The sequence below is a fragment of the Erythrobacter sp. S158 genome, assembly GCF_057364915.1.
Genome location: NZ_CP200279.1, coordinates 3,138,268 through 3,163,723, shown reverse-complemented (window position 1 = coordinate 3,163,723; position 25,456 = coordinate 3,138,268). Strand labels below are relative to the sequence as shown.

The following is a 25,456-nucleotide window of genomic DNA, read 5'->3' as shown; positions in this document are numbered from 1 at the left end:
ATTTCCTCAATATGTGGCTCGACACACCCCGTAATCCCAACGCCCCGCTCGCGGGATTCAAGGTGCTGGAACTCGCGCGCGTTCTCGCGGGCCCATGGGCTGGACAGATCCTGTCCGATCTTGGCGCTGATGTCATCAAGGTCGAAAGCCCCGAAGGCGATGGAACTCGGCTTTGGGGACCGCCGTGGGTCGAACGCAAAGGGCCCGATGGCGAAATCCGGCGCGAGGCGGCCTATTACCACGCAGCCAATCGCGGGAAGCGCTCCATCATTGCGGACTTCGCGGATCAATCCGACCGCGAGCGGATTGTCGAGCTCGCGCGCGGCGCTGACGTTTTGATCGAGAATTTCAAGACCGGTGGTCTGATAAAGTTCGGGCTGGATTATGAAGCGCTTTCGCAGATCAGTCCCGCGCTGGTCTATTGCTCGATCACTGGCTTTGGCCAGACAGGGCCTCGCGCTCACGAAGCGGGCTACGATTTCGTCATCCAGGGCATGAGCGGTTTTATGTCCGTGACGGGCGAGCCTGACGGCGTGCCGGTCAAGATGGGCATCTCTATAAGCGACCTGTCGACGGGTGTTTACGCGGCGAACGCAATTCAGGCTGCGCTTCTTCAGCGTGCGCGCACCGGCAAAGGACAACATGTCGACATGAGCCTGCTCGATTGCTCGGTCGCATTGCTCGCAAACCAAGCGAGCTATCACTTTACGACTGGCGAAAACCCGCCGCGCATGGGCAACGCGCATGCGCAGGTCGCACCCTACGGCGTGTTTCCGGTGAGCGACGGGCACGTCATCCTCGCCCCTGCCAATGATCGCCTTTTCGCAAGGCTCGTCGAGGTTCTCGACCTCACCGAGCTTGCAAGCGATCCGCGTTTCGCTGGCAATGGCGATCGTGTCACAAATGCGGGCGAACTCGATGAGCTCATCGCCCAGGCGACGGTCACTTGGTCGAAGGCCGACCTATTGGCTGCGTGCAAGGCCAAAGGTGTGCCTGCCGGACCCATCAATCATCTCGATGAGGTGTTCTCGGACCCGCAGGTGATCGCTCGCGGTATGCGGATCGATCTCGGCGGAATGCCAGGGGTTCGTAGCCCTTTCCTATTTTCGGATGCAGAGCTCGCGCTCGACCGTCCTTCCCCGATGCTTGGTGAGGACGGCTAGCCGAGGCGGATCGAGGCCCATCGCCAGACGCGCTCGAATGGCCCTTGTCCGAAACGATCTACCCATGCTGGTGACGATGCCAGCATCACTGCGATAGGTATGAAGCTGAGCGCGAAAGCCTGCGACCGGCTGACCTCTCCAAAAAGCCCCAGCCCCCAGTTGGCAAAAAGTGAGGCAAAGATGACCGAGGTCATCAGGTAGTTGGTTAGCGACAGCCTGCCCACCGCTGCGAGCCTCTTGGTGAAGCCTCCCTCCCGATCAAAAAACGCCATGGCGAGCGCTGCATAGGCGAGCCCCAGTAACGTATCGAAAGGGGCTGACAAAATTATCGCGGCCGCCCCTGCGAAAGCGGGTGCAAAGGCGCTGTCCGAAACCCACCAGGCGAGTGCAAGAAGCGGCGGTATCGCCAGTAGAGCGCAAATTGCAGCAAGCCGCTGGAGCCTGAAGGTGCGCCATTCGGCTCTGAGCATCCGATCCTTCCAAAGCGCCATGCCGAGCGCCATCGCCGCAAGGTTGAGCGGGATCGAGGTAGCGAGGACCGCAAATTGCGAGCTGAACCCGCCAATCCTTCTCTCTATCCGCTCGGCCAGAGTTTGCCGGCCTAGCTCCAGAGCATACTTCAGAGCCCCCGGGTCACTGCCGAATTGGCGCTCGGCAAAAAGCGCAGCGTCGCTTCCAACCCGGCCGACATACACATCAACCACAGCGCTTCCAAAGGCGACCATTCCGCCTCCGACGTGAAGCGCGACCAGTCCGATCGCGGTCGCATAAAGGGCGCGGTGGCTAAGCGGGGAGAGCAAGGGGATCGCCAATCCGGCAAGCGCATAGGCGCGAAGCACGTCATTGCTCGCAAGCAGCAATGCATGGACGAAGCCGATAATGAAAAGCACCGCCATACGGGCCAGATGAGAGCGCCAGACATTCTCGCCAGATCGCTCGATCAGGATCAGGCATCCCGCGCCGAACAGCATCGCGAACAGGGTTCGAAACTTGTCCTCGATAAAGACGAAGCTTGACGCCCAAACCAACCGGTCGAGAGCGCCTTCGCCGCCCCAGACCATTGGATTGGCGTAGGCCTGTATCGGCAGCGCAAAAGCGTAGACGTTCATCCAAGCGATGCCGAGGACGGCCAGTCCGCGCAAGGCGTCCAGCTCGACGACGCGGCTCGCGTCTTGAGAATGGTCGGGCGCTGCCATGAAGTGCGCCCTAGCAGGTCAGGTAAGCGCTGCCTTCAACTCATCGACCAAGTCCGTACGCTCCCAGGGGAACAGGTCACCATCAGCCGTGCGACCAAAGTGACCATAGGCTGCACTGATGCGGTAGATCGGCTTGTTCAGGCCAAGATGCTCGCGGATGCCACGCGGCGTTAGGCCACCAAGCTTGGTGATGCCCTTGATCGCTTCCTCGATGGCGGCGTCGTCAATGCCGTCTCCACAAGTGCCATGCGTGTCGACATAGAGCGAAAGCGGTTCCGACACGCCAATTGCGTAGGCGATCTGGATTGTGCACCGCTTGGCAAACCCGGCAGCCACGACGTTCTTTGCAAGATAGCGCGTGATGTAAGCGGCGCTTCGGTCAACTTTCGTGGGATCCTTGCCGCTGAACGCACCGCCGCCATGCGGACTGGCACCGCCATATGTGTCGACGATAATCTTGCGGCCGGTCAGCCCAGCATCTCCGTCCGGGCCGCCGATCACAAAGCTGCCGGTGGGATTGATGTGCCAGATGGTCTCGTCGGAGATGAAGCCATCGGGCAGGATCTCTGCAACCACATCTTTCACGTAGGAGTGGAGTTGAGCTTCCTTCTCACCATCATCGTAACCCGGTGCATGCTGAGTGCTGACGACGATCGCGGTGCAGGCAACCGGCTTGCCGTCCTTGTAGCGCAGCGTCACCTGGCTCTTGGCATCAGGTTCAAGAAATGGCGCAGCTCCCGAATGACGGTCTCTTGCCAGTCGCTCGAGGATTTTGTGGCTGTAATCGAGCGTTGCCGGCATCAGGTCGGGCGTCTCGTCGCAGGCAAAGCCGAACATGATGCCCTGGTCGCCGGCTCCCTCGTCCTTGTTGGAGCCTTCCGCGCCCGCATCCACGCCCTGTGCGATGTGAGCGGATTGTCCGTGGAGGTGGTTTTCGAATGTCAGGGTCTTCCAGTGGAAGCCGTCCTGCTCGTAACCGATATCGCGAACAGTGGAGCGAACGGCTCGCTCGATCTCGTCTTTCGCACCCGGCGCCCAGCCGCCGTTGAAAGCCCAGTCCTCGTTCTTGTCATCGTACATCGGCTTGCAGCGAATTTCGCCTGACAAGATCACGCGCTGCGTCGTCGTCATGGTCTCACAAGCGACCCGCGCTTCGGGATCCTTGGCCAGCATGAGGTCGACGATGGCGTCGGAAATCTGGTCGGAGACCTTGTCAGGATGCCCCTCGGAAACGCTTTCGGACGTGAAGAGATAATCGCTGCGCATAGTCGTTCCTAAGAAGGCCTCCCGTGACTTTCATTTGTCGCCTCAGGCCGCCTTATGCAGACATAAGGAAACCTTTATATCCATAGCCAAGCGCACTAGCTGCGCTCCGAGCGCAGCGCAAGCAATCTCGGCAGGCCAAGCGCCAGAATTGCAAGCAGGGCCGCCCATGCGAGTGGCAACGCGTTTCCGAACTTGGCAAAGAGGGTGGGTGGCTTGGCAGCGGGAATGAAGCCCTCGACCTTGCCAGCAACTCCGGTTGGGATGCTCTGCCGCACGATACCATCGGCATCGATTACTGCGCTGATCCCTGTTGTCGTCGAACGCAGAACGGGCAGCCCTTCCTCAAGCGCGCGCATACGTGCTTGCGCCAGATGCTGCGGTGGGCCCCAGCTTCCGAACCAGCCATCGTTGGAAGGGTTGAAGAGGTAGTCGGGCCGATTGTCCTGGTCGACCACCTGGCCTGAGAACACGATCTCGTAACAAATCTGGATACCGGCCAGCCCATGCTCACCAAGATCCAACGTCCCTGGGCCTGGCCCCGGCCGATAGGGTACGGTTCCAGCCGTAAGCCGCGACAAACCTATGGCGCCCAGCCAACTCTCAAGCGGCAGATATTCGCCGTAAGGGACGAGGTGAGCCTTGGCGTAATGGTGCGTGATCTCGCCCTCGCCATTCAGAACCACGACCGAATTGCGCGCGGTGATCGCGCCCGGAACGCCGCTTGGCCGAATGCCGATGTCGAGATTGACCACGCCGGTCAGAAGCGTCGTATCCTCGCCAATCACGCGTCCGATCCGTTCGCGAGCGAGCGTCGGGCTCGCAGCGTAAGTGGTCGCGCGGTAATATCGGTCCGGGTAGCCTTCCTCGAGGTAGTCTGGGATCGCGCTCTCCGGCCACAGGACGAGACGCGAAGTGTCGTTGCCGGGCCGGGTCAGATCAGCTGTACGCTGAAACTGCTCTTCGAACTTGGTCCCGTCATTGATCTCATCCTGCGGGATGAGCGGCTGAATGAGGGTGTAAGCGATGTCGGAGCTATCCGTGGCTCGATGCGGGATGACCATGGGCCCGACAATCACGGCACCACTGAAACCGACGACCGCGATTGCCCGGTGCCACTTCGATGGCATGGGACTGACGGCGAGCCACACGAGGATCGCAGCAATCCAGATCGCCAACCCCGACAAGGCATAAGTGCCTAACCAAGGCAGTAGACGCGCAACACCTTGCGCCTCCCATCCGCCCAACAGCATCAGTCCAAGCGGAGGCCAGGGATATCCCGTGAACACCCAGCTTCTCAGCCATTCTGTGACGATCCAGCCAGCCGCGAACACCGCTCCGAACACGAGCAGTCCTGATCGCTTCGCAGCCAAATGCGCCGCCACCGCCGCGAGAGCGGGATAAACCGCCAGATAGACGCACAGCAACGGCACTGCCAGCCAGCCGAGCCACTCAGGCATGTTGGCCTGGTACGTAAAGGCAGTCGCAATCCAGTTGTTGGCCAGCGTGAGATGCGCCCACCCGAACATCCAGCCACACCAAGCGGCGCTCTTCCAAGAAGGAGCAGAATGCAGATGCGCGACGAATAGCGCGAGCGCGGGAAGTGCGACCCACCAGGCGTGGAGCGGCGGAAAGCCACAAGCAGCGACAAGGCCGAGCAGCGCCGACACAAGACCCGGCCAGCTCGTCGCAAAAGCACTTATGCGTGTGGTCAGCCGCGTCAGGAGCGCACTGTAGGAATCCAGCTCGGGACCGGCCATATTCTGTCGATCCTCAAGTGATCGGAATTGGCTCAGCCAACGGCCTCAAGGCTGTCGTCGTCATCCGACGCAGTCGAAGCGCTGATCGCTGGCGGCAGAACGGCAGAGTCGATCTCGCCTTCGCCCGTATCCTCGTCAGCCTTGCGACGCGGCTTGCGACGTGGCTTGTCACCGGCATCGTCGGACTTCGGCTTGCGAGCGCGGCGCTTGGGCTTTGCCGATTCTTCCTCGGCGCCAGCCTCTTCGCCTTCAAAGCCTTTTTCGCCTTCTTCGGGCGAAGCGGTGTCACGCGCGTCCTGGTCTTGCCCATCGCGGCGGCTTCGTGAGCGACGGTTGCTCTTGCGGTTGTTGTTACCGTCTTCCTCGTCGCTGTCATCGTTTGCCTGTCCGCGATCATCACCGCGGCTCTCGTTGCGCTTTGCGCGCGCCTCTTCTTGGCGAGCCTTGTTATCGGCGATCACACGGAAATAGTGGTCGGCAAACTGCAGATAGTATTCGGCCTGAACCCGGTCGCCATTGTGCTGCGCGTCCTGAGCAAGCTTCTTGTACTTGTCGAGAAGCTGCGGCGCGTTGCCACGTGCGCGGCTATCGATCCGGTTCTGGTTGTTCGCGCCGCTCTGATTGTTGCGATTTCCGCGACCGCGGCGACGATTGTTGCGATTGTTATTCAAGGATATTCATCCCATTAACGACCTGACGCAGCGGATACTTGCATACGCCCTTGGCCAATAGACCTCTCGTCTGTGCGCCCGACAGAGCGCAGCGCCCCGCGCTGCCTATGGCCGAGGGCGAGCCCTGACGGCCGTGTGACATCGAATTTGGAGCTTGGCCCACCCGATTTGCGCCCTTCGCAGATCGGAGACCTGATTCGGAGGTAGCGAGCCGAACCCCGTTTGCCAAGCCCCTGTGGTGTTTTCCTCAAGAAAGGACCGCGCAGCGTGGCCGATTTGCAAGATCCTTGAGTATTTTCACGCAGAATCCGTGTTCTGTGGCGATTTTGCTCACCGCCTCGCCTTGCGAAGCGCCAATTTCCAGGACCGCCATGCCTTCGGCCGATAAGAGCTTGCGCAGTTGCGGGATGATGACGCGGTAGTCGTCAAGCCCCTCGGGCCCGGCAAACAGCGCCGAGGCCGGTTCGTAGTCGCGCACGTCTGCGTCGAGCTCGGCGCCCTCCTCGACATAAGGCGGGTTGCACACAATGAGGTCGAATGTTCCCAGATTGTCGTCCCATCCCTCTTCGTGCCAATCGCGCAGTAGGAACCGCGCCTGTGATCCGATCAAACCAAGCGCCTGCGCGTTGCTGCGGGCCACTTCCAGCGCTGGTTCAGAGGCATCTATCCCTAGCCCGCTCGCGCCTTCGAGTTCGAGAAGCGCAGTGATGAGCAGCGCTCCCGATCCGGTGCCAAGGTCGAGCACGCGTTTTGCATCTGGAGCGCTCTCAAGCACCGTGTCGATAAGCGTCTCGCTATCGCCGCGCGGGATCAGGACATGCGACGAGACGGCGAAATCGCGCCCGTAGAACTCCTGAGTGCCGGTGATGTGCGCCACCGGCTCATGCGCGGCACGGCGTTCGACAAGGCTCGCGAAGCTCTCCGGCTCTGCGTCCGACATGTGCCGCAGCAGCATGTTCGACCGGCTCGCCCCAAGCGCATGGGCCATCAGCAATTCGGCGTCGAGCCTTGCCGTGTCGCTGGTGTTCGCGAGCCGGTTTGCAGCCTTGCGCAGAGCCTCGGAAACGGTCACTCGGCCAGCGCCGCCAGCCGCTTGCCTTCATCCTCCGCGATCAGAGCATCGACCAACTCGTCGAGTCCCGGCCCTGCGAGCACCTCCTCAAGCTTGTGAAGCGTCAGGCCGATACGGTGATCGGTCACGCGCCCCTGCGGGAAGTTGTAGGTGCGTATGCGCTCAGAGCGGTCTCCGCTGCCGACCATCGCCTTGCGAGCCTCGGCCTCTGCGCCCTGCGCTTCGTCTCGGGTCTTCTCGTAGAGCCGCGCGCGCAGCACCTGCATCGCCTTTTCGCGGTTCTTGTGCTGGCTGCGCCCGTCCTGGCAGGTAACGACGAGCCCGGTCGGCTCGTGCGTGATGCGGATTGCGCTGTCGGTGGTGTTGACGTGCTGACCGCCTGCGCCCGAGGCGCGATAGGTGTCGATCTTGAGGTCGCCCGGATCGATCTGCACATCGACCTCGTCAGGCTCAGGCAGCACAGCGACGGTGGCTGCAGAGGTGTGTATACGACCGCCGCTTTCAGTGACGGGGACGCGCTGCACACGGTGGACGCCGCTTTCGAACTTGAGCTTGGCGAAGACGCCCTGCCCGCTCACATTGGCGACGATCTCCTTGAAGCCGCCGACTTCGCTCGCGCTCATGCTGACCGGTTCGACGCGCCAGCCCTGCTCGGCTGCGTACTTCTCGTACATGCGGTAGAGGTCGCCTGCGAACAGCGCAGCCTCGTCGCCTCCGGTACCGGCGCGGATTTCAAGCATCGCGGGCTTCGCATCGGCCCGGTCGCGCGGCAGCAGCGCGATGGCAAGCGAGCGCTCTTTCTCAGGCAGAGCCTCGCGGATCGCGCTGAGTTCTTCCTCGGCCATCGCCTTCATCTCGGGATCAGCGAGCATCTCCTCAAGCCCCTCGATCTCCTCGCGCATAGCCTTCACCTCGCCCGCGATCTTGGCAACCGGTTCGAGCTCGGCATAGTCGCGGCTCGCCGCCACGAACTCCTCGCCCTCAAGCGTGCCCGAAGCCATGCGCGCTTCGAGTTCGGCGAAGCGGTTGGCGATCTGGTCAAGGCGTTCGGGTGGGATTTGCAAGGGTTTCAGGCTCGGTTGGGGTGAGAAGTGGACCGCATGTTACACGGTCCTGGGTGGGAAACTGGTGGGCGCTTTGCGGTCATTTTTGCAGACGATAGCGCCGGTCACGTCATGTAGGAAAGGTCGCTAGAGACCCAAGACTTTTTCGAGGTCCGGACCGCCTTCATCGCCGCCGCTCACTCTGTGGCCGTCCTCCTCGAAGCTGACGATTGAACGCGGTGAACGCTTCACTGCCTTGTCATAGCGCTTGCGCGGCGATCCTTCGGCGATCATCTCCGCGCTCAAGCCTGTAAGCCGTGCCGATTTGAGAGCGCTGGTGGCGCGGACAAGTGCCGCCTCGCTGCGATCTTCGACCACGATGATGAGATCGGCAGGCTCCTCGGCCTTTTCGCCGACCAGCATCGCCAATCGCTCAATCCCCGCAGCCCAGCCCACTGCCGGGGTTGCCGGACCGCCAAGGCTTTCCATCAGCCCGTCATAGCGGCCACCGCCCAGCACCGTGCTCTGACTGCCCAGTGCACCTGCCGCCGCAGAACCCTCGTCCGGGATGAACTCGAACGCGGTGTGGCGATAATAATCGAGACCGCGCACCAGGCTTTCGGCGCGCTCCCACTTGACCCCTGCGGCATCCAGCCCGCTCGTCACCACGTCGAAGAAGGCCAGCGCATCGTCTGACAGGAAAGCGTCGATCTTTGGCGCGTCGGCGACGAAAACCTTGTCGCGTGGGTCCTTGGAATCGAGGATGCGCAGCGGGTTTTTCTCAAGCCGCTCCTGCGAATCTTCGGACAGCTCGCCTTTCACCGCGCCGAAATACTCGATCAGCCCAGCGCGCCACGCATCGCGGCTTTCCGCATCGCCTAGCGTGTTGAGGTGGAGCGTCACGCCTTCAATACCGAGCTCTTTCAAAAGCTGGTCGGCCATCGCAAGCAACTCGACATCCGCCTGCGGTTCGGCAGCGCCGATGATCTCGGCATCAATCTGGTGGAACTGGCGATAGCGGCCCTTCTGCGGGCGCTCATAGCGGAACAGCGGTCCGTGGGTTGCAACCTTCAGCGGCGCGTGCTGTTGCCAGCCATTTGTCAGAAACGCGCGCGATATTCCGGCGGTAAATTCGGGGCGCAGCGTCAGCGAATCGCCGCCGCGATCCTCGAAGGAATACATCTCTTTCGAGACAACATCGGTGGTCTCGCCGATGGCGCGGCTGAAGACCTCCGTTTTCTCGAAAACTGGCATTTCAACCCGGCGAAAGCGATAGAGCTTGCGCACGCGTTCGAATGTCTCGACCACGAACGCGAAGGCCTCCGCGTCCGCACCGAAAATGTCCTGTGTGCCGCGAATGGCTTTAGGGGTATTCTTGCTCATGAGCGCGCAACTAGGCGAAGGTCGAACTTGCCGCAATATCGCAACGGCGCTAACGGCGCGGGCTATCAGTTCCTCTCCTACGCAAAAACGAGAAAATCATGCGCATCGACAACATCCCGACAGGCGACAATCCCCCCGAAAGCCTCAATGTCATCATCGAAGTGCCCACCGGCGGCGAACCGGTGAAGTATGAATTCGACAAAGCCTCGGGCGCGCTGTTCGTGGACCGCATTCTGCACACCCCGATGCGCTACCCCGCCAATTACGGCTTCGTGCCGCATACGCTTTCGCCCGATGGCGACCCGCTCGATGCGCTGGTCATCGCGCGCTCGCCCTTTATTCCAGGCTGCGTGGTGAAGGCCCGCCCGATTGGCGTGCTGAACCTCGAAGACGAGCATGGCGGCGATGAAAAGCTGGTCTGCGTGCCGGTCGACACGACCTTCCCGTATTATTCGGATGTCGGCGAAACGAAGGATCTGCCCTCGATCATCATGCAGCAGATCGAGCACTTCTTCACGCACTACAAAGATCTGGAAGCCGAGAAGTGGGTGCGCGTCGGCAAATGGGGCGACCGCGCCGAAGCACGCCAGATCGTCATCGAAGCGATCGAACGCGCGAAGAAGAGCTAAGCACTGGCCTTGCGAGCGGGATCGTTGTGAACAACCGCGCTCGCAGCTAGTCTCGCGGCGTGTTCGCGCTTCTTGCATTTTTGGCAGCAATGGCAGCCCAGCCGGCTGCGCCTGATTGCGCCTACGACAAAGAGGCCATGCTGGCGCTTGATGTCGTCACCTTCGACCAGACGGAGGGCCAGGGATGGCGCCCGCTTTACGATGCGGGTTGCTATGTCGAGGCGGCCGAGATCCTGAGAGACTGGCGCGCCGAGAACAGCGGCAATTTGTCGCCAGAGAACCGGCGCGAGGCTCAACTCCTGCGGACTTTGGCATGCCACGAAGCGCAGATGTGGGCTTTCGCGGGTCGCAATGATCTGGCGATGCCGATCTTCGATGCGATCGACGCTGACGAGGCAAATTCGGGCCGAGCCTGGAACCTTTATGTCGACGGGACCATCGCGTTCATGCGCCGGGATCGTGAGGGGTTCGAGGCTGCGATTGCCACTCTAGCCGCGCTTCCGAAACCGCCGGGCTGGGACAACGCAGTCGGTGCGGACGGGCAACCGATCTCGATGCCGTGGCCCCAAAACCTCGACGTGCTCGAAGGGCTCAAGCGGTGCTGGGATGAGCCTTACAGCACGGCTTACCTCTGCCGCGACATTCCGAAATCAAGCTGAGGCGCTAGCTCACTCCACCGGACGCGAGGTGTCGAGGAGGTCTTTCGACTGTTCGTCGTCGCTACGGCGTTCTGCCTCAACCAACTCGCTGATCTCGCTTTCGGGGCGAACGTCCTCATCCGCGCCGGACGTGGCTCGTGGTTTCTCGGCAGGCTTTGCCTCGGTTACGCTGGCAGAGCGCCCGATGGGCAGCGGATCTGTACGCCCGTCGAAGCGCAGGCGGTAGATCGGTTCGGGCAAGGCAAAACCGGCTTCCTCAAGCGCATCCTTCACAGCCGCAATGGCGAGGCTGCGCGATTTGAACCAGTCAGCCTCGTTCTGGTCGATCCAGCCAAGGAACAGGATCGCAATGTTCGAATCGCCCACATTGCTGATTCGAGCAGCAGGCGCAGGGTCGCCGAGCACGAAGCCAAGCGAACGCAGCACCTCACCGCCCAGCTTCATTGCCGCGCGCGGATCGTCATCGGCGTCGATGCCAAGCTCGAAATCGAAGCGGCGCTGAGGGTTGCGAGTATAATTGAGGATCACTGCCTTGAAGACCTGTGCGTTCGGGATGCGCAGGTGATTGCCTTCGAGGGTCATCAACACGGTGGCGCGGCTGGTGAGGCGAATGACGCGGCCTTCGAGGTCGTCGATCAGGACATGATCATTGGGGCGAAACGGCTGGCGAAGGCTGAGCATGAGGCTCGCGACATAATTCTCGATCGTGTCGCGCATCGCAAAGCCGAGCGCGATCCCGACCACGCCTGCCCCGCCGAGCACCGCGCCAAGCAAGGCACCCGCGCCCAGCATGTCGAGTGCGATGACCACGCCGCCGACTACGAAAACGAAACGGATCGCGCTGCGGATGAGCTCACCCAGAAACGCGTTGGGCGCGATGCGGTCCCATAGGAACCCGAGCCCCGCGATCAGATAACCGAGCGTCCCAATCGCGAGCGCCACGACCACCGCAACCAGGAACAGGGGCAGTCCGGCAAGCGCGCTCTCGATGAGCTCAGACGCCTTGCCCAAAATGGAGAGGTTTTGCTCGACCGAGAGGTCGCGTTCGATGCCGTTCTCGACCGTGACGACGCCCGAAACCCGGCTTGCAATCGCCTCCGCACGGGCGATAGTATCTGCATCGGGAAGCGTGCCGGTGAGCGAAACCACGCCCTCGCTGACTTCGACATCGACAGTCTCGAAGGCAGGGAGCTCTCCGAAAATGCCTTCGATCCGCTCGGCTATTCGTTCATCGTCGCCCTCATCGGGGGCCTGCTCGATCAGCGGCTCTGCGCTGGCGGGTTCGGCTTGTTCCGGTCCGCCAGCGTCCCCGGCAGGCAGCAGCGCATAAGCCGGAGAAGCGAGCGCCAGCAGCGCCAGAAGGATCAAAGTGCGGATTGCGTTCACAGGTGTTGTCCCCTTGGTGTCCAAGGAGAAACCAACTCAGGCGCATCGATGTTCCCGCAAAGGCGCGGGATTGAACGATCAGATGAAGGAGAAGATCGCCTTGAAGAGCGCGGTCAGTCCAACCGGCAGAAGGATTGCGAGCGCCCAAAGGCCAATCGCGTCGCGCTTGAAAGCTGCAGCATAGTTTTCATCGGCGGCCTCGGCATCACTGAGACCGGTCCAGCGGCGTTCGAACCAACGGCATGCCGGGATGATGCCGGCAACCAAAATGACAAGGGCGAGATAGGGAACGATCGAAGGGAGCCCCTCGCTCATCGCCTTGACCGTCATGAAGATCTGGAGACCGGTATACACCAGCAGGGCCCATGCGACGTGGTCGCTCATGGATTTACGCCAATCGCGCGGCCGTTCGCTCGCGCGGCTTTCCTGCCCGTGCAGAATATCGTTCATAGGTCCGCTCCCCAACGGTGTGTTTGTGACCTGAGTATTCCAAAGAGTCGCGCAAGGATCAAGCTTCATAACCATATTGCAACGTGGCGCAGCCGCGTTTTGAGGCTCTCGAAAGCAAAAATCTTGCCAAAACGGGCGCAAAAGCGCTCGCCCTCCCTTTTCTCACGCCGCGAGGGTGCTATCACCGGCCCGATATGAGCGAGACCCCCACATTCGATGAGGCCGCACAGGCCGTTAGCGCCGAAACGGTCGATGCCACCGCCCCGCTGCCCGATGGCGGTCTGGAAGTCATTTCGATCGCGAAAAGCTACGACAAGCGCGCCGTCCTGACCGATATCTCCCTGACCGTCGGAAAAGGCGAGGTGCTTGGCCTGCTCGGCCCCAATGGGGCGGGCAAGACCACCTGTTTCTATTCGATCATGGGTCTGGTAAAGCCCGATTCGGGCCGAATCCTGATGGACGGCGAAGACGTGACCAACCTGCCGATGTATCGCCGTGCGATCCTCGGGCTTGGTTATCTGCCGCAGGAAACGAGCATCTTTCGCGGGATGACCGTCGAGCAGAACATCAATTGCGTGCTCGAAATGGTCGAACCCGACGCATCGACTCGCAAGGATGAGCTTGAACGCCTGCTCAGCGAATTTGGCCTGACCCGCCTGCGCGAAAGCCCCGCCATGGCCCTGTCTGGCGGTGAGCGCCGCCGCTGCGAAATCGCCCGCGCGCTCGCGGCCAAGCCTTCGATCATGCTGCTCGACGAACCCTTCGCCGGAATCGACCCGCTCTCGATCAGCGACATCCGCGACCTCGTCAAAGACCTGAAACGGCGCGGGATCGGTGTCCTCATCACCGACCACAATGTTCGCGAGACGCTCGATATCGTCGATCGCGCCTGCATCATCTACGGCGGACAGGTCCTCTTCGCCGGAACGCCGCAAGAACTCGTAGCGGACGAAAACGTGAAGCGCCTCTATCTCGGCGAGAACTTCACGTTGTGATGACCCGGCGGGAGGCAACCTGATGCAGTTTGGCGGATCAAGGTCCGCCGGGGCGGCTCCTGCCCACACCCGCTATTCCATAGGTTGGCCGGGTGTTGGTGTGAGCAGGCACCGTCCGAGCGTGAGCGAGCAATCCTGATGGCCCTGGGTCCGCGCCTCGATCTTCGACAGTCACAACAGCTGGTCATGACGCCGCAGCTGCAGCAGGCGATCAAGCTGCTGGCGGCATCCAACCTCGAGATCGAGACCTTCATCGGCGAAGCGCTGGAGAGCAATCCGCTGCTCGAAGCAGGCGCCGTGTCGCGCGAAGACACCGGTCCTTCGAGCGAGCCCGACGACATTCCGAGAGAGGAATTCACCTCGGACCAATTAATGGCGCAGGCGCAGGGCGAAAGCGAAGCACCACTGGATATCGACGTGAGCGCAATCGACCGCGACCGGGAGACAGGCGACGGCGCGCGCATGTCGGATGCCGAATGGGGCTCTGCCGGCGGCTCGGGCCTCGGGGCAGACGATCTGCCGGGGATCGAGGCCAGTCGCGCGGCTGAATTGTCGCTCAGCGAATATCTCGATGCGCAGATCGGCGCGCTTGCCTGCAACGAACAGGAAGCCTTCGTCGCCCGGCACATCGCCGGATTGCTTGACGATGCGGGGTACTTGCCGACCTCCCTGCGCGAAGTAGCGCAGGACCTCGGTGTGGATATGGACAGCGTCGAAGACGCGCTCGAAGTAGTTCAGATGTGCGACCCGACCGGCGTGGGCGCGCGAGACCTTGCTGAATGCCTGCGCCTGCAAGCTAAGGAAGCGGACCGGCTCGACCCGTGCATGGATACGCTGCTCGATAATCTCGACCTCGTGGCCAAGGGAGAAGTCGCGCGATTGAAACGACTTTGCCAGGTCGATGACGAAGACTTCTCCGATATGCTGCGCGAACTTCGCGAATACGATCCCAAGCCGGGCCTCGCCTTTGCACCGGCCAGCGATGAGGCCGTCGTGCCAGACGTGCTCGTGACAAGCAGCGAGAGCGGAGGTTGGGACATAAAACTCAACGAAGCGACGCTCCCGCGACTGGTGGTGAACCGCAGTTATTATGTCGAACTCGAAAGCGGATCGCCCGGAGCCGAAGCGCAGAGCTGGCTCAAGGAGAAGCTGGCCGACGCGCATTGGCTGATCCGCGCGCTCGACCAGCGGCAAAAGACAATTCTAAAGACCGCCGCCGAAATCGTGAAACAGCAGGAAGGCTTCTTTCTCCGCGGCGTGTCGGAGCTGAAGCCGCTCACCTTGCGCGAGGTGGCCGAAGAGATCGATATGCACGAAAGCACGGTCAGCCGTGTCACCAGCAACAAGTACCTGCACTGCGACCGGGGTAGCTTCGAGCTCAAATACTTCTTCTCAAGCGGTGTCGCCCGTGTCGGTGGTTCTGGCGATGGAGAAGGCGCATCGTCCGAAGCGATCAAGGCACGGATCAAGGCGCTGACCGATGCCGAAGACCCAAAGAAGGTGCTGTCCGATCAGAAGCTCGCTGATCTTCTGAAGGAGGAGGGCTTCGACCTCGCCCGGCGCACCGTCGCCAAGTATCGCGAGGCGATCGGCATCGGTTCGAGCGCTCAGCGCCGCCGTGCCAAGAAACTGGCCGGGCTCTGAAATTGCTCCGATCCGGGGCTAACTGTCCGTAGGACCTGCCCCTAACCCCCTGTTACCTAAAAAACTCAGCAAGTTTTCGGTAACCCATTTACGACGCGTTAACCTTTTCCGTTCAGATGTTGTGTGGTTAATAGAGGGCAACACCTCTTAGCGAGGCGTTACCACGCGACACGATGTCCGCCATTAGGGGCAATTAGGGGACGTATAATGCGAGTGCTGCTGATCGAAGACGAGCCGACAACCGCAAAGGCTATCGAGCTCATGCTGACGACCGAAGGCTTCAATGTCTATTCGACCGACCTGGGCGAAGAGGGCCTCGATCTGGGCAAGCTGTATGACTACGACATCATCCTGCTCGACCTGAACCTGCCGGACATGCACGGTTATGACGTGCTGAAAAAGCTGCGTGTCGCCAAGGTGCAGACGCCGGTTCTCATCCTTTCCGGCATTGCCGAGATGGATTCGAAGATCCGCTCGTTTGGCTTCGGTGCCGACGATTACGTGACCAAGCCTTTCCACCGCGAAGAACTGGTTGCCCGCATTCACGCTGTTGTGCGCCGTTCGAAAGGCCACTCGCAGTCGGTCATCCGCACCGGCAAGCTCGCCGTGAACCTCGATGCGAAGACTGTCGAAGTCGACAGCGCCCGCGTCCACCTCACCGGCAAGGAATACGCTATGCTCGAGCTGCTTTCGCTGCGCAAGGGCACGACGCTGACCAAGGAAATGTTCCTAAACCACCTTTATGGCGGCATGGACGAACCCGAACTCAAGATCATCGACGTCTTTATCTGCAAGCTGCGCAAGAAGCTCAGCCACGCATGCGGCGGTGAGAACTACATCGAAACCGTTTGGGGCCGCGGCTACGTGCTGCGCGATCCGCAGGACGAGGCCGAAGCCGCCTAATCTTCCGGTACACCGTAACCGATACGCCCGGGGCATCGCGCCTCGGGCGTTTTCGTTTTAGGGATCAGGCCGCGAGGCCCTCTGCCAGATCCTTGCCCGTCGGCTCCTGGAAAAGCCTCAGGTCGAACTCTGGCAGGATTGCAACGAGGTGGTCGAAAATGTCCGCCTGTATGCCTTCGTAGATCGGCCATGACGTCGTGTCGGTGAAGCAATACACCTCCAAGGGCAGACCTTGCGGTCCCGACGGCAATTGGCGGACCATCAGTGTGAACTTTTCATCGATCCGCGGATGCCATTCGAGATAGGCGGCGATATAGGCCCGCAATGTGCCGATATTGGTCAGCCGCCGCGCATTGACCGGCGCATCTTCGCCGGCAAGTTCTTTCGCGTTCCACTCGGCGATCTCCTCGCGCTTCGCGACGAGATAGTCCTTGAGCATCTTGAATTTCTTGAGGTCCACCACTTCCTCATCGCTCAGGAAGCGCACCGAGTTTTGGTCCAATGCGATGGAGCGTTTGATCCGGCGCCCACCGCTCTCGCTCATTCCGCGCCAGTTCTGGTAGCTATCGGACACCAGCCGATGGGTCGGGATGGTGACGATGGTCTTGTCGAAATTCTGGACCTTCACCGTGTGAAGCGAGATGTCGATCACGTCGCCATCCGCGCCCATGCTGGGCATCGTGATCCAATCTCCGACGCGCAGCATATCGTTGGTGGTCAGCTGAACGCTCGCAACTAGGCTGAGGATCGTGTCCTTGAACACCAGCAGCAGCACCGCCGTCACAGCGCCAAGACCCGAAAGCAAGAGAAGCGGAGATTCGTCGATCAGAACGGAAATGAGGATAATCGCTGCGCCGCACAGCACGACGATCTTCACGACCTGAACAAACCCCTTGATCGGACGGTTCTTGGATCGCGGAAGGCGCTCATACAGCTCGTTTGCGTAAGTCAGCCCCTTCACGATCGCCATCGCGACCGAAATCACGATCAGCGCCTGCGCGGAGTTGCGGACCAGCGTGTAGACCTCATCCGGCAGGTTGGGGACCAACGCGATCCCGCGCGAAATGATGAGCAATGGCGCGGCGGTGGCAAGCCATGCAGCCGCCTTGTCGATCGTCTTGGTCTTCCGGTCGAGATACGGCGCGGCGATACGCAGGATCACATGTTTGAGGACATAGTTCACCAGCAACGCGGCGGTGAAGAGCAACGTCAGGCCCAGCAACGACTGGAGCCAGAGCGGCTGTGCGTAGAAGGTTTCGAGGAGCTGTTCCATTAGCCCGCGCGATATAGGCATGTCGCCGTGCCCCTCAAGGGGAAGTATCCCCAGCGCCTCCGATTGCTGGCTGCGAGATGGGGCTGGACAAGCGGCTGCCTGCGCTATTAGCGAGCGCGCCATGACCGCATTCAAGGAAGGCGACCCCACCACTCTCAGCCGTCTGTACGGGCGCAGCGTCGGCAAGCCGCTGCGTGCAAAGCAGCAGGCATTGGTCGACAAGTTGCTGCCGCAGATCAGCGTGCCAGAAGAGGGCCCGGTGACCGCGCAGACCCTGTTTGGTGAGGATTGCCCGCTTCATTTCGAGATCGGCTTCGGCGGAGGCGAGCACATGGCTTACCGCGCCGACCTGTTACCCAACCATGGCTTCATCGGTGCCGAGCCATTCCTGAACGGCGTTGCGCAGGCGCTCACCCAAGTCGAGGAAGGCCGCCTCGCGAACGTGCGCATCCATCACGGCGACGCGATCGAGGTCTTAAAGCGCATTCCCGATGGCGCGCTGACGATGGCCTACCTGCTTCACCCTGACCCCTGGCCCAAGAACAAGCACGCTAAGCGGCGCATGATGAACGATGGGCCGGTTCGCCTGATTGCAGACAAGATAAAGCCGGGCGGCGAGTTTCGTTTCGGCACCGATCACCCGGTCTATGTCCGCCACGCCCTCATGGTCATGCAGCGCTTCACCAACGAGTTCGAATGGGTCGCAACCGGTCCGAAGAGCTGGCAGGAACGCCCCTCTGGCTGGTGCGAGACACGCTATGAGCAAAAAGCGCGCGAGAAATTCGGGCACGAGGTCTGGTACTTCAGGTTCCGCCGACGCGGGTGAGCGCACTCCCGACATTTGCGGGCGAGCGCGACGCGGATAGATTGATTGCCTCGCAATCGTCACTGTGCCACTCCCGAAGCGAAGGGGGAGGCGAAGATGGTAGCGCGTAGACAATTTCTGGGTGGACTGGCAGTTGCGGCGGGCACTCTTGCCGCGTGCCGTGAGATCTCTCCCGGCGACAGCGCAGAGCGTCCCGAGCGCGCTCAGGCGGGCGCGAGCACCGAACTTGATGCGCAGGCGCTCGAGGACATTCTGGTCGGGAGCTCCTATCTCGGAACTGGCGGCGGCGGGAGCCTTTCTGAGGCACGTGAACTGATCGCCAAAGACCTGAGCGCGGGACTTACATTCTCGATGTTGCCGGTTGAAGCGCTCGCGGACAGCGACAGGGTAGCGTGCCCCTATGGTCTTGCGAGCCTCGCCGAGACGAGCGCGGACATGCAGGCTCGGCTCGACGCGATCGAGAACCGGGTCGAGGTTCCTGTCCAGGCTGCCTTCGAAGCCCTCGAAAGCCACCTTGGTCAGAAATTCGCTGGCGTCATCATGGGCGAGATCGGGCCGCTCAGCCTTGCCGAAGGGCTTTCGATCGCCGCCCGCCTCGGCGTGCCTGCGCTCGATGCAGACACGGTCGGGCGCGCCGTGCCGGAGATCAACCAGCATTCGGTCAAGGTCGCAGGCATTCCGCTCACGCCCATCGGGGCCGCAACGCCCTTTGGCGACCAGATGATAGTCGAGACGTTGGGCGACCCGACGCGGGCCGAAGACATCCTGAGGTCCATCGCCGTGGTGAGCCGCGAGTGCGGAGTGACGGACAGTCCGATTTCCGGACGGCTCGCCAAACGTGAAGGCACTCTCGTGACCGAGAGCCTTACCCTTTCGCGCAAGATCGGCACAGCAGTGCGCGAGGCGAAGGCCGCAGGCTCTGACGCAATCGAAGCAGCCCGCGCGGCTGCTGATGGCTACCTGCTGTTCACCGGGACAGTCGCCGGTTTCGACTGGCGCGACGAGGATGGGTTTCTGGTCGGGGAAGTCACACTTGCGGGAACAGACGGCTTCGCCGCACAAAGGTTCGAAACGCAGGTCAAGAACGAGCATCTCGTCGCACGCCGCAATGGAGCAGTGGTCGCCACCTGCCCCGACCTCATCAGCATCATCGACGTGGAGAGCGGAGATGGGATCGTGAACCCCGGATATGAGCGCGGTCAGCGCGTCGCAGTGCTTGGCTTCCGATGCGATCCGCTGTGGCGGAGCGAGGCTGGTCTTGAAGTCTTCAGCCCGCGCTATTTCGGATATGATCTCGATTACGTGCCAATTGAGGCCCTCTATGAGCGCGCTTCCTAACGGCTCGTCGCGGACGACTCCCGGCTGAACTTATGTGACGGAATTATAACGAGTTTTGTTGGAACGATTGGCGGCCTGACTTCATTAGCTGGTTGAGAACCCCCGCAAACGAAGGAATACCCCGCTCATGACTATCAGCACCCTTAAAGACCTCTATATCGACCAGCTTCAGGACATCTACAGCGCCGACAAGCAATCGCTCGACGCGACGAAAAAGCTGCACGAAAAGGCGACCTCGGAAGAGCTGCGCGCCGCGCTTGAAGATGGCACCTGCGGCATTTCGAAGGGCATGGAAAAGGTCAAAGGCCTGATCCAAAACCATGACGCCAACCCCAATGGCGAACACTGCAAGGGCATGGAAGGCCTCGTCAACGAAGCCAAGGCCCACGCAATCAATGCCGACATCGATGACAAGGACGTTCTCGATGCGTCGATCATTACCCAGTATCAGCGCATGACCCACTACGGTCTCGCCGGCTACGGAACCGCAGTGGCATTCGCAAAGCGCCTCGGCCTCAAAGACGACGCCAAGGTCCTGCAGGAATGCCTCGACAACACTTATGATGGCGACCGCCGCATGACCTCGATCGCGACCGGCGAAGTGAACGCCGAAGCGATGGCGGCGTGAAAACCACGATTGGTCGTATCTAACTGACCTCACGAAAAAGGGCCCGGGAGTTGATCCCGGGCCCTTTTTTCATGCGCATTCGACACGCTGGCCTTAGCCCACGATCCCCGCGCTCGACAGGACGGAGAGCGTGAGCAGATCGGGCGCCGCTGCCGTCATCGGAACAATCTGGACCGGCTTTTCCATACCGATCAGCATCGGTCCGACGGTCGTGTTCGCGCCAAGCTCACGCAGGAGCTTGGCGGACAGGTTGGCCGATTGCAGCCCCGGCATGATCAGCACGTTGGCTGGCCCCGACAGTCGGCTGAAGGGGTAAAGCCCCATGACCTTGTCATTGAGCGCGGCATCGGGAGCCATTTCGCCCTCATATTCGAAATCGCACCCGTCGCGGTCGAGGATCGCAACCGCATCGCGAATATTGCCGAGCCACTGACCCGAGGGGTTGCCGAAGGTCGAATAGGAAAGAAACGCGACACGCGGCTCGTGACCCATGCGCCTGGCCACCGCAGCGGTTTCCTTGGCGATATAGGCCAGTTCCTCGCTGGTGGGACGTTCATTGATGGTCGTGTCGGCAAGGAAGGTCGTGTGGTTCTTGCCAATCATCATGTGAATGCCGAATGCAAGCGCGTCCGCCTTCTTGTCGAGGACAAGGCTGACTTCGCGCATGGTCTGCGCATAAGTACGCGTGACGCCTGATATCATGCCATCGCCATGGCCAAGCGCGACCAGCAGAGCAGCAAAGACGTTACGCTCCTGATTGACCATCCGTCGCACGTCACGCTGCGTGTATCCACGGCGCTGGAGACGCTGATAGAGGAAGTCGACCATCGCGGGCACATGCTCGCTGTCGGCCGAGTTCTGGATCTCGAAGCCGCCTGGATCGGAGACGGACAGCTGATGCAGCTTGTCGAGCACCGCCTTGGTCCGGCCCACGAGAATGGGTGTGCCGTAGCCGAAATCGCGGAACTGGATCGCGGCGCGCAGCACGACTTCTTCCTCCGCTTCGGCAAAGACCATGCGCTTCGGGTTCGCCTTGGCCTCGTTGTAGACCCCGGTGAGTACCGAGGTCGTCGGGTTGAGGCGCGAGCGCAGCGAAATGCCGTATGCTTCGAAATCGTCGATGGTGGTCTGGGCAACGCCCGAATCCATCGCAGCCTTGGCTACAGCAGACGAGACCACCTCGATCAGGCGGGGATCGAAGGGGGCCGGAATGATGTAGTCGGTGCCAAACTTCTGGTTCTTGCCGTAAGCGCTCGCAACTTCCTCAGGCACGCGCTCGCGCGCGAGCTCGGCAATCGCCGTTGCGGCGGCTACCTTCATTTCCTCGTTGATCGTCGTCGCCTGCACGTCGAGCGCGCCGCGGAAGATGAACGGGAAGCCGAGGACGTTGTTGACCTGGTTCGGGAAGTCGCTGCGCCCGGTTGCAATAATCGCATCGGCGCGCACGGCCTTGGCTTCGTCCGGCATGATTTCCGGGACCGGGTTGGCCATCGCGAAGATGATCGGTTTGTCCGCCATCTCCGCAACCCATTCAGGCTTGAGAGCGCCCGCGGCCGAGAGGCCGAGGAAAATGTCCGCACCTTTTAGCGCTTCTTCGAGTGTCGTCGCATCGGTCTGGACCGCATGCGCGCTTTTCCACTGGTCGACCCCTTCGCGGCCCGGTGTGATCGGGCCTTTGCGATCGCACATGATCACGTTTTCGTGACGCACGCCCATCGCCTTGACGAGGGCGGTACACGCAATAGCCGCTGCGCCCGCGCCGTTCACGACGACCTTCACATCCTCGATCTTGCGGTCGGTGAGATAGCAGGCGTTGAGCAATCCAGCTGCGGTAATAATCGCAGTGCCGTGCTGGTCATCGTGCATGATCGGAATATTCATCCGCTCACGCAGCGCCTGCTCGATGATGAAGCATTCGGGCGCTTTGATGTCTTCAAGGTTTATGCCGCCAAAGCTCGGCTCCATCAGCGCAACCGCGTTGATAAAGGCTTCGGGGTCTTCGGTGTCGAGCTCGATATCGATCGAATCGACGTCGGCAAAGCGTTTGAACAGCACCGCCTTGCCTTCCATCACCGGCTTGGAGGCAAGCGCGCCCAGATTGCCGAGGCCAAGGATCGCGGACCCGTTCGAGATCACGGCGACGAGATTAGCCTTGGCGGTGTATCGTGCGGCAAGCTTGGGGTCTTCGGCGATGGCTTCGACCGGAACCGCGACGCCCGGCGAATAGGCAAGGCTCAAGTCGCGCTGCGAGGTCATCGGCTTAGTTGCGACGATCTCGATCTTACCGGGCCTGCCGGTCTCGTGATAAAACAGCGCCTCGCGGCTGGTAAAGCCGCCCTTGGGTGCATCAGCCATTATCGAAGTCCCCCCTTCAAATCCCACCAAATTTTCGTGTTGCGCCAGACTTAGCTGCCTTGCGTGACAGATGATAGGCCCAATGCGTCATCTGCAACTGCGCGATCCAGAAGTGCGCGTTGGATAAGTGCGCGGGGCCGACTCCCGAATTGGCTGGACCCTCGCTAACCCGGACAGATGGCCCGATCCGATACGTCCAAACCCACTCCGATGATGGAGCAATACCTTGCGCTCAAGAGCGAGGCGGGCGGGTCGTTGCTGTTCTATCGAATGGGCGACTTTTTCGAGCTGTTTTTCGACGATGCGAAAGTCGCGGCTAACATTCTCGACATTGCCCTCACATCTCGCGGCGAACACGACGGCGAGCCGGTCGCAATGTGCGGTGTGCCGGTGCATTCAGCGGAAGGGTATCTCGCGCGCCTGATCAAGGCGGGACAGCGGGTCGCGATTGCCGAGCAGGTCGAAACGCCCGACGAGGCGAAGGCGCGTGCCAAGCGCGAAGGAAAGCCCGCGTCAAAGGCTTTGGTCGGGCGCGACATCGTGCGCTTCGTCACGGCGGGCACGCTGACCGAGGAGGCACTGCTTAACCCCCGCGCCGCCAATCTGCTAGTCGCGCTGGCCGATGTGCGCGGCACGATTGGGCTTGCGGCTTGTGACATATCGACCGGGACGATGACGCTTGAAGAGTGCTCGCCCGAAATGCTTGGCGCGGAGCTCGCACGCCTCGGCGCGACCGAAGTCGTTGTGCCCGAGGGGTGGGAGCACGGACCGGAAGAAGCGAGCTTCCACGCCCGCAGCGCATTTTCTAGCGATAGCGGGGCCGACGCATTGCAGAAGGTCCATGGCGTTTCCACGCTGGATGGCTTCGGCGATTTCTCGCGCGCCATGTTAGCCGCGGCGGGCGGATTGATCGGTTATCTCCACCACGTGGGGCGCGGCACTTTACCGCTGCTGCTGCCGCCCGTTTTGCGCGACAATTCTGCTGGAATGGTGATGGACGAGGCAACGCGAGGGAGCCTCGAAATCCTCGAAAGCCAGAACGGAGCGCGCACGGGCAGCCTCGTTGCAGCGCTCGATCGCTGCTCGACTGGCGCCGGTTCGCGGCTGCTCGCGCAAGACCTCTCCGCGCCGCTGCTCGACCACGCTGCAATCGACGACCGCCTCTCGCTTGTACAATTCTGGCGCGAGCGACCGATCGAGCGCGCGAACTTGCGCGATGTGCTCCGCGCCCTGCCTGATATCGGCCGTGCTCTCGGACGGCTGGTGGCGGGACGCGGGAGTCCGCGTGACCTTGGCCAGATCCGTGACGGGCTCGGCGAAGCATGGCGGCTCTATGATTGGCTGTCGCGTGAGGACGACCGCCCTGCCCTGCTCGAAGCGCTCGTGCCCCAGCTTTCAGGACACGGCGCGCTGACCGATCTGTTGTCCCGGGCGCTTGTTCCGTCTCCTCCGACCGAGCGTTCCAACGGCGGATTTATTGCTGAAGGCTACAATGCGAGCCTCGACGAATTGCGCGAAGTTTCCGGCAATGCACGGCGCGCGATTGCCGCGATGGAAGCGCGCTACCGCGAGGAAACGGGCATCGCCTCGCTCAAGATCAAGCACAATGGTGTGCTTGGCTATTTCATCGAAGTGCCCAGCCGCCATGGCGATGCCCTGATGGCGCCCGACAGCGGCTTCACGCACCGGCAGACGATGAAAGGCGCAGTCCGCTTCAACTCGCTTTCGTTGCACGAAGAAGCCTCGCGCATTTCGGAAGCAGGCGGGCGCGCGCTCGCAGCCGAAGAGGCGCATTTCGAGGAACTGGTAGGAGCAGTCGTCGAAGCGCGCGAGGCTATTGCCGCGACCGCCGCCGCGCTCGCCCGGATCGATGTCAGCGCCGCTAATGCCGAGCGCGCAAGCGAGGGCGACTGGTGCCGCCCCGAGATCTCAGAGGAATACGCGCTCGACATCGAGGCAGGCCGCCATCCCGTCGTCGAAGCCGCACTCGCCAAGGCAGGCGACCGGTTCGTTGCGAATGATTGCAACCTCGGGTGCGACGACCGCCTGTGGCTTATCGGCGGCCCGAATATGGGCGGTAAATCGACCTTCCTGCGTCAGAACGCGCTGATTGTTCTGATGGCGCAGGCGGGGTGTTTCGTGCCGGCCGCGTCGGCCCGAATTGGGCTCGTCGACCGCCTGTTCAGCCGCGTTGGTGCATCCGACAATCTCGCGCGCGGGCGTTCGACCTTCATGGTCGAGATGGTCGAAACCGCAGCGATCCTGAGCCAGGCGACGCAGCGCAGCTTCGTCATCCTCGATGAAGTCGGACGCGGCACCTCGACCTATGACGGTCTCGCGCTCGCATGGGCCGTGGTCGAGGCGGTGCATTCGCGGATCGAGTGTCGCTGCCTCTTCGCAACGCATTACCACGAGCTTTCACGCCTCGCCGAAAGCTGTGAGAGCCTTTCGCTTCACCATGTCCGCGCGCGCGAATGGAAGGGTGATCTGGTCCTCCTCCATGAGCTCGCAGAGGGCCCGGCGGACAGATCCTACGGCCTCGCCGTTGCGAAACTCGCCGGTGTCCCCAAAGATGTGGTGGCGCGGGCAAAGGCGGTGCTGGAGAAGCTGGAGCGTTCTCGCGAGGAAACCGGTGGTCTCGCTGCCGGACTCGGCGAACTTCCGTTGTTTGCCGCCGCCCTGCCTGAGCCACAGGCGACACCCGAAGATGCGCTCGCGGCCAAACTGCGCGAAACGGACCTCGACGCCCTCTCGCCGCGCGATGCGCTGGATTTGCTATACGAGCTCAAGCGCTCGCTAGACTGAACACGCTTCTACCA

21 protein-coding genes are annotated in these 25,456 nt (G+C 61.6%); 10 read left to right on the top strand and 11 right to left on the bottom strand.

Going from position 1 to position 25,456, the window contains the following annotated elements; genetic code table 11:
- The first annotated feature begins 11 nt into the window (after window positions 1-11).
- Window positions 12-1,163 (top strand): CaiB/BaiF CoA transferase family protein, encoded by a 1,152-nt coding sequence (locus AC0V6T_RS15560; protein ID WP_486128358.1) that lies wholly within the window; start codon window positions 12-14, stop codon window positions 1,161-1,163.
- On the opposite strand, the gene AC0V6T_RS15555 is transcribed toward AC0V6T_RS15560, so the two are convergent.
- From AC0V6T_RS15555 to hisS, 7 genes are all read right to left on the bottom strand, one after another.
- Window positions 1,160-2,359 (bottom strand): DUF418 domain-containing protein, encoded by a 1,200-nt coding sequence (locus AC0V6T_RS15555; RefSeq protein WP_486128356.1) that lies wholly within the window; start codon window positions 2,357-2,359, stop codon window positions 1,160-1,162. The genes AC0V6T_RS15560 and AC0V6T_RS15555 overlap by 4 nt on opposite strands.
- 18 nt (window positions 2,360-2,377) lie before the next feature.
- A complete protein-coding gene (gene metK, locus AC0V6T_RS15550) occupies window positions 2,378-3,625 on the bottom strand; it encodes a methionine adenosyltransferase (RefSeq protein ID WP_486128354.1) in 1,248 nt (415 codons plus the stop codon).
- A gap of 95 nt (window positions 3,626-3,720) precedes the next feature.
- The gene (lnt, locus tag AC0V6T_RS15545) at window positions 3,721-5,382 is read right to left on the bottom strand and encodes an apolipoprotein N-acyltransferase (protein WP_486128352.1); all 1,662 of its coding nucleotides are present in this window, start codon (window positions 5,380-5,382) and stop codon (window positions 3,721-3,723) included.
- Window positions 5,383-5,414: 32 nt separating this feature from the next.
- Window positions 5,415-6,053, bottom strand: a complete 639-nt coding sequence (locus AC0V6T_RS15540) for a DUF4167 domain-containing protein (protein ID WP_486128350.1) — start codon at window positions 6,051-6,053, stop codon at window positions 5,415-5,417.
- Window positions 6,054-6,300: 247 nt separating this feature from the next.
- A complete protein-coding gene (gene prmC, locus AC0V6T_RS15535) occupies window positions 6,301-7,125 on the bottom strand; it encodes a peptide chain release factor N(5)-glutamine methyltransferase (RefSeq protein WP_486128348.1) in 825 nt (274 codons plus the stop codon).
- Window positions 7,122-8,189 (bottom strand): peptide chain release factor 1, encoded by a 1,068-nt coding sequence (gene prfA / locus AC0V6T_RS15530; protein WP_486128346.1) that lies wholly within the window; start codon window positions 8,187-8,189, stop codon window positions 7,122-7,124. The genes prmC and prfA overlap by 4 nt, the downstream gene beginning before the upstream one ends.
- Before the next feature lie 126 nt (window positions 8,190-8,315).
- Window positions 8,316-9,551: a histidine--tRNA ligase gene (hisS, locus tag AC0V6T_RS15525; RefSeq protein WP_486128344.1), complete on the bottom strand. Its 1,236-nt coding sequence runs from the start codon at window positions 9,549-9,551 to the stop codon at window positions 8,316-8,318.
- A gap of 98 nt (window positions 9,552-9,649) precedes the next feature.
- Between hisS and ppa the strand changes: the two genes are divergently transcribed.
- Window positions 9,650-10,180, top strand: coding sequence for an inorganic diphosphatase (ppa, locus tag AC0V6T_RS15520; protein ID WP_040464438.1), 531 nt, complete (start codon window positions 9,650-9,652; stop codon window positions 10,178-10,180).
- 89 nt (window positions 10,181-10,269) lie between these two features.
- Window positions 10,270-10,839, top strand: a complete 570-nt coding sequence (locus AC0V6T_RS15515; protein WP_486128342.1) for a hypothetical protein — start codon at window positions 10,270-10,272, stop codon at window positions 10,837-10,839.
- A gap of 9 nt (window positions 10,840-10,848) precedes the next feature.
- Here the strand turns inward: AC0V6T_RS15515 and AC0V6T_RS15510 are convergent, their stop codons facing one another.
- Together AC0V6T_RS15510 and AC0V6T_RS15505 are read right to left on the bottom strand one after the other, a co-directional pair.
- Window positions 10,849-12,225, bottom strand: coding sequence for a mechanosensitive ion channel domain-containing protein (locus tag AC0V6T_RS15510; RefSeq protein WP_486128340.1), 1,377 nt, complete (start codon window positions 12,223-12,225; stop codon window positions 10,849-10,851).
- 78 nt (window positions 12,226-12,303) lie between these two features.
- On the bottom strand, window positions 12,304-12,675 hold the full coding sequence (locus AC0V6T_RS15505; RefSeq protein ID WP_486128338.1) for a hypothetical protein: 372 nt from the start codon (window positions 12,673-12,675) through the stop codon (window positions 12,304-12,306).
- 194 nt (window positions 12,676-12,869) lie between these two features.
- On the opposite strand from AC0V6T_RS15505, the gene lptB reads away from it, so the two are divergent.
- From lptB to ctrA, 3 genes are all read left to right on the top strand, one after another.
- Window positions 12,870-13,670 (top strand): LPS export ABC transporter ATP-binding protein, encoded by an 801-nt coding sequence (gene lptB / locus AC0V6T_RS15500; protein ID WP_486128336.1) that lies wholly within the window; start codon window positions 12,870-12,872, stop codon window positions 13,668-13,670.
- A gap of 138 nt (window positions 13,671-13,808) precedes the next feature.
- The gene (gene rpoN / locus AC0V6T_RS15495; RefSeq protein WP_486128334.1) at window positions 13,809-15,314 is read left to right on the top strand and encodes an RNA polymerase factor sigma-54; all 1,506 of its coding nucleotides are present in this window, start codon (window positions 13,809-13,811) and stop codon (window positions 15,312-15,314) included.
- A gap of 207 nt (window positions 15,315-15,521) precedes the next feature.
- Window positions 15,522-16,217, top strand: coding sequence for a response regulator transcription factor CtrA (gene ctrA, locus AC0V6T_RS15490; RefSeq protein ID WP_007165505.1), 696 nt, complete (start codon window positions 15,522-15,524; stop codon window positions 16,215-16,217).
- A gap of 64 nt (window positions 16,218-16,281) precedes the next feature.
- Here ctrA and AC0V6T_RS15485 read toward each other — a convergent pair whose 3' ends face one another.
- Window positions 16,282-17,490, bottom strand: a complete 1,209-nt coding sequence (locus AC0V6T_RS15485; protein WP_486128332.1) for a mechanosensitive ion channel family protein — start codon at window positions 17,488-17,490, stop codon at window positions 16,282-16,284.
- Window positions 17,491-17,611: 121 nt separating this feature from the next.
- Between AC0V6T_RS15485 and trmB the strand changes: the two genes are divergently transcribed.
- The 3 genes from trmB to AC0V6T_RS15470 all read left to right on the top strand — a co-directional run bounded on the left by trmB (window position 17,612) and on the right by AC0V6T_RS15470 (window position 20,282).
- Complete coding sequence (gene trmB / locus AC0V6T_RS15480) at window positions 17,612-18,316, top strand: tRNA (guanine(46)-N(7))-methyltransferase TrmB (RefSeq protein WP_486128330.1); 705 nt, start codon at window positions 17,612-17,614, stop codon at window positions 18,314-18,316.
- Window positions 18,317-18,412: 96 nt separating this feature from the next.
- Window positions 18,413-19,654: an S-methyl thiohydantoin desulfurase family protein gene (locus AC0V6T_RS15475; RefSeq protein ID WP_486128328.1), complete on the top strand. Its 1,242-nt coding sequence runs from the start codon at window positions 18,413-18,415 to the stop codon at window positions 19,652-19,654.
- 127 nt (window positions 19,655-19,781) lie between these two features.
- Window positions 19,782-20,282: a ferritin-like domain-containing protein gene (locus AC0V6T_RS15470; protein ID WP_486128326.1), complete on the top strand. Its 501-nt coding sequence runs from the start codon at window positions 19,782-19,784 to the stop codon at window positions 20,280-20,282.
- Window positions 20,283-20,375: 93 nt separating this feature from the next.
- On the opposite strand, the gene AC0V6T_RS15465 is transcribed toward AC0V6T_RS15470, so the two are convergent.
- Window positions 20,376-22,637, bottom strand: coding sequence for an NADP-dependent malic enzyme (locus AC0V6T_RS15465; protein ID WP_007165510.1), 2,262 nt, complete (start codon window positions 22,635-22,637; stop codon window positions 20,376-20,378).
- Between the two features lie 177 nt (window positions 22,638-22,814).
- On the opposite strand from AC0V6T_RS15465, the gene mutS reads away from it, so the two are divergent.
- Window positions 22,815-25,442, top strand: coding sequence for a DNA mismatch repair protein MutS (gene mutS, locus AC0V6T_RS15460; RefSeq protein ID WP_486128324.1), 2,628 nt, complete (start codon window positions 22,815-22,817; stop codon window positions 25,440-25,442).
- Window positions 25,443-25,456: the final 14 nt, after the last annotated feature.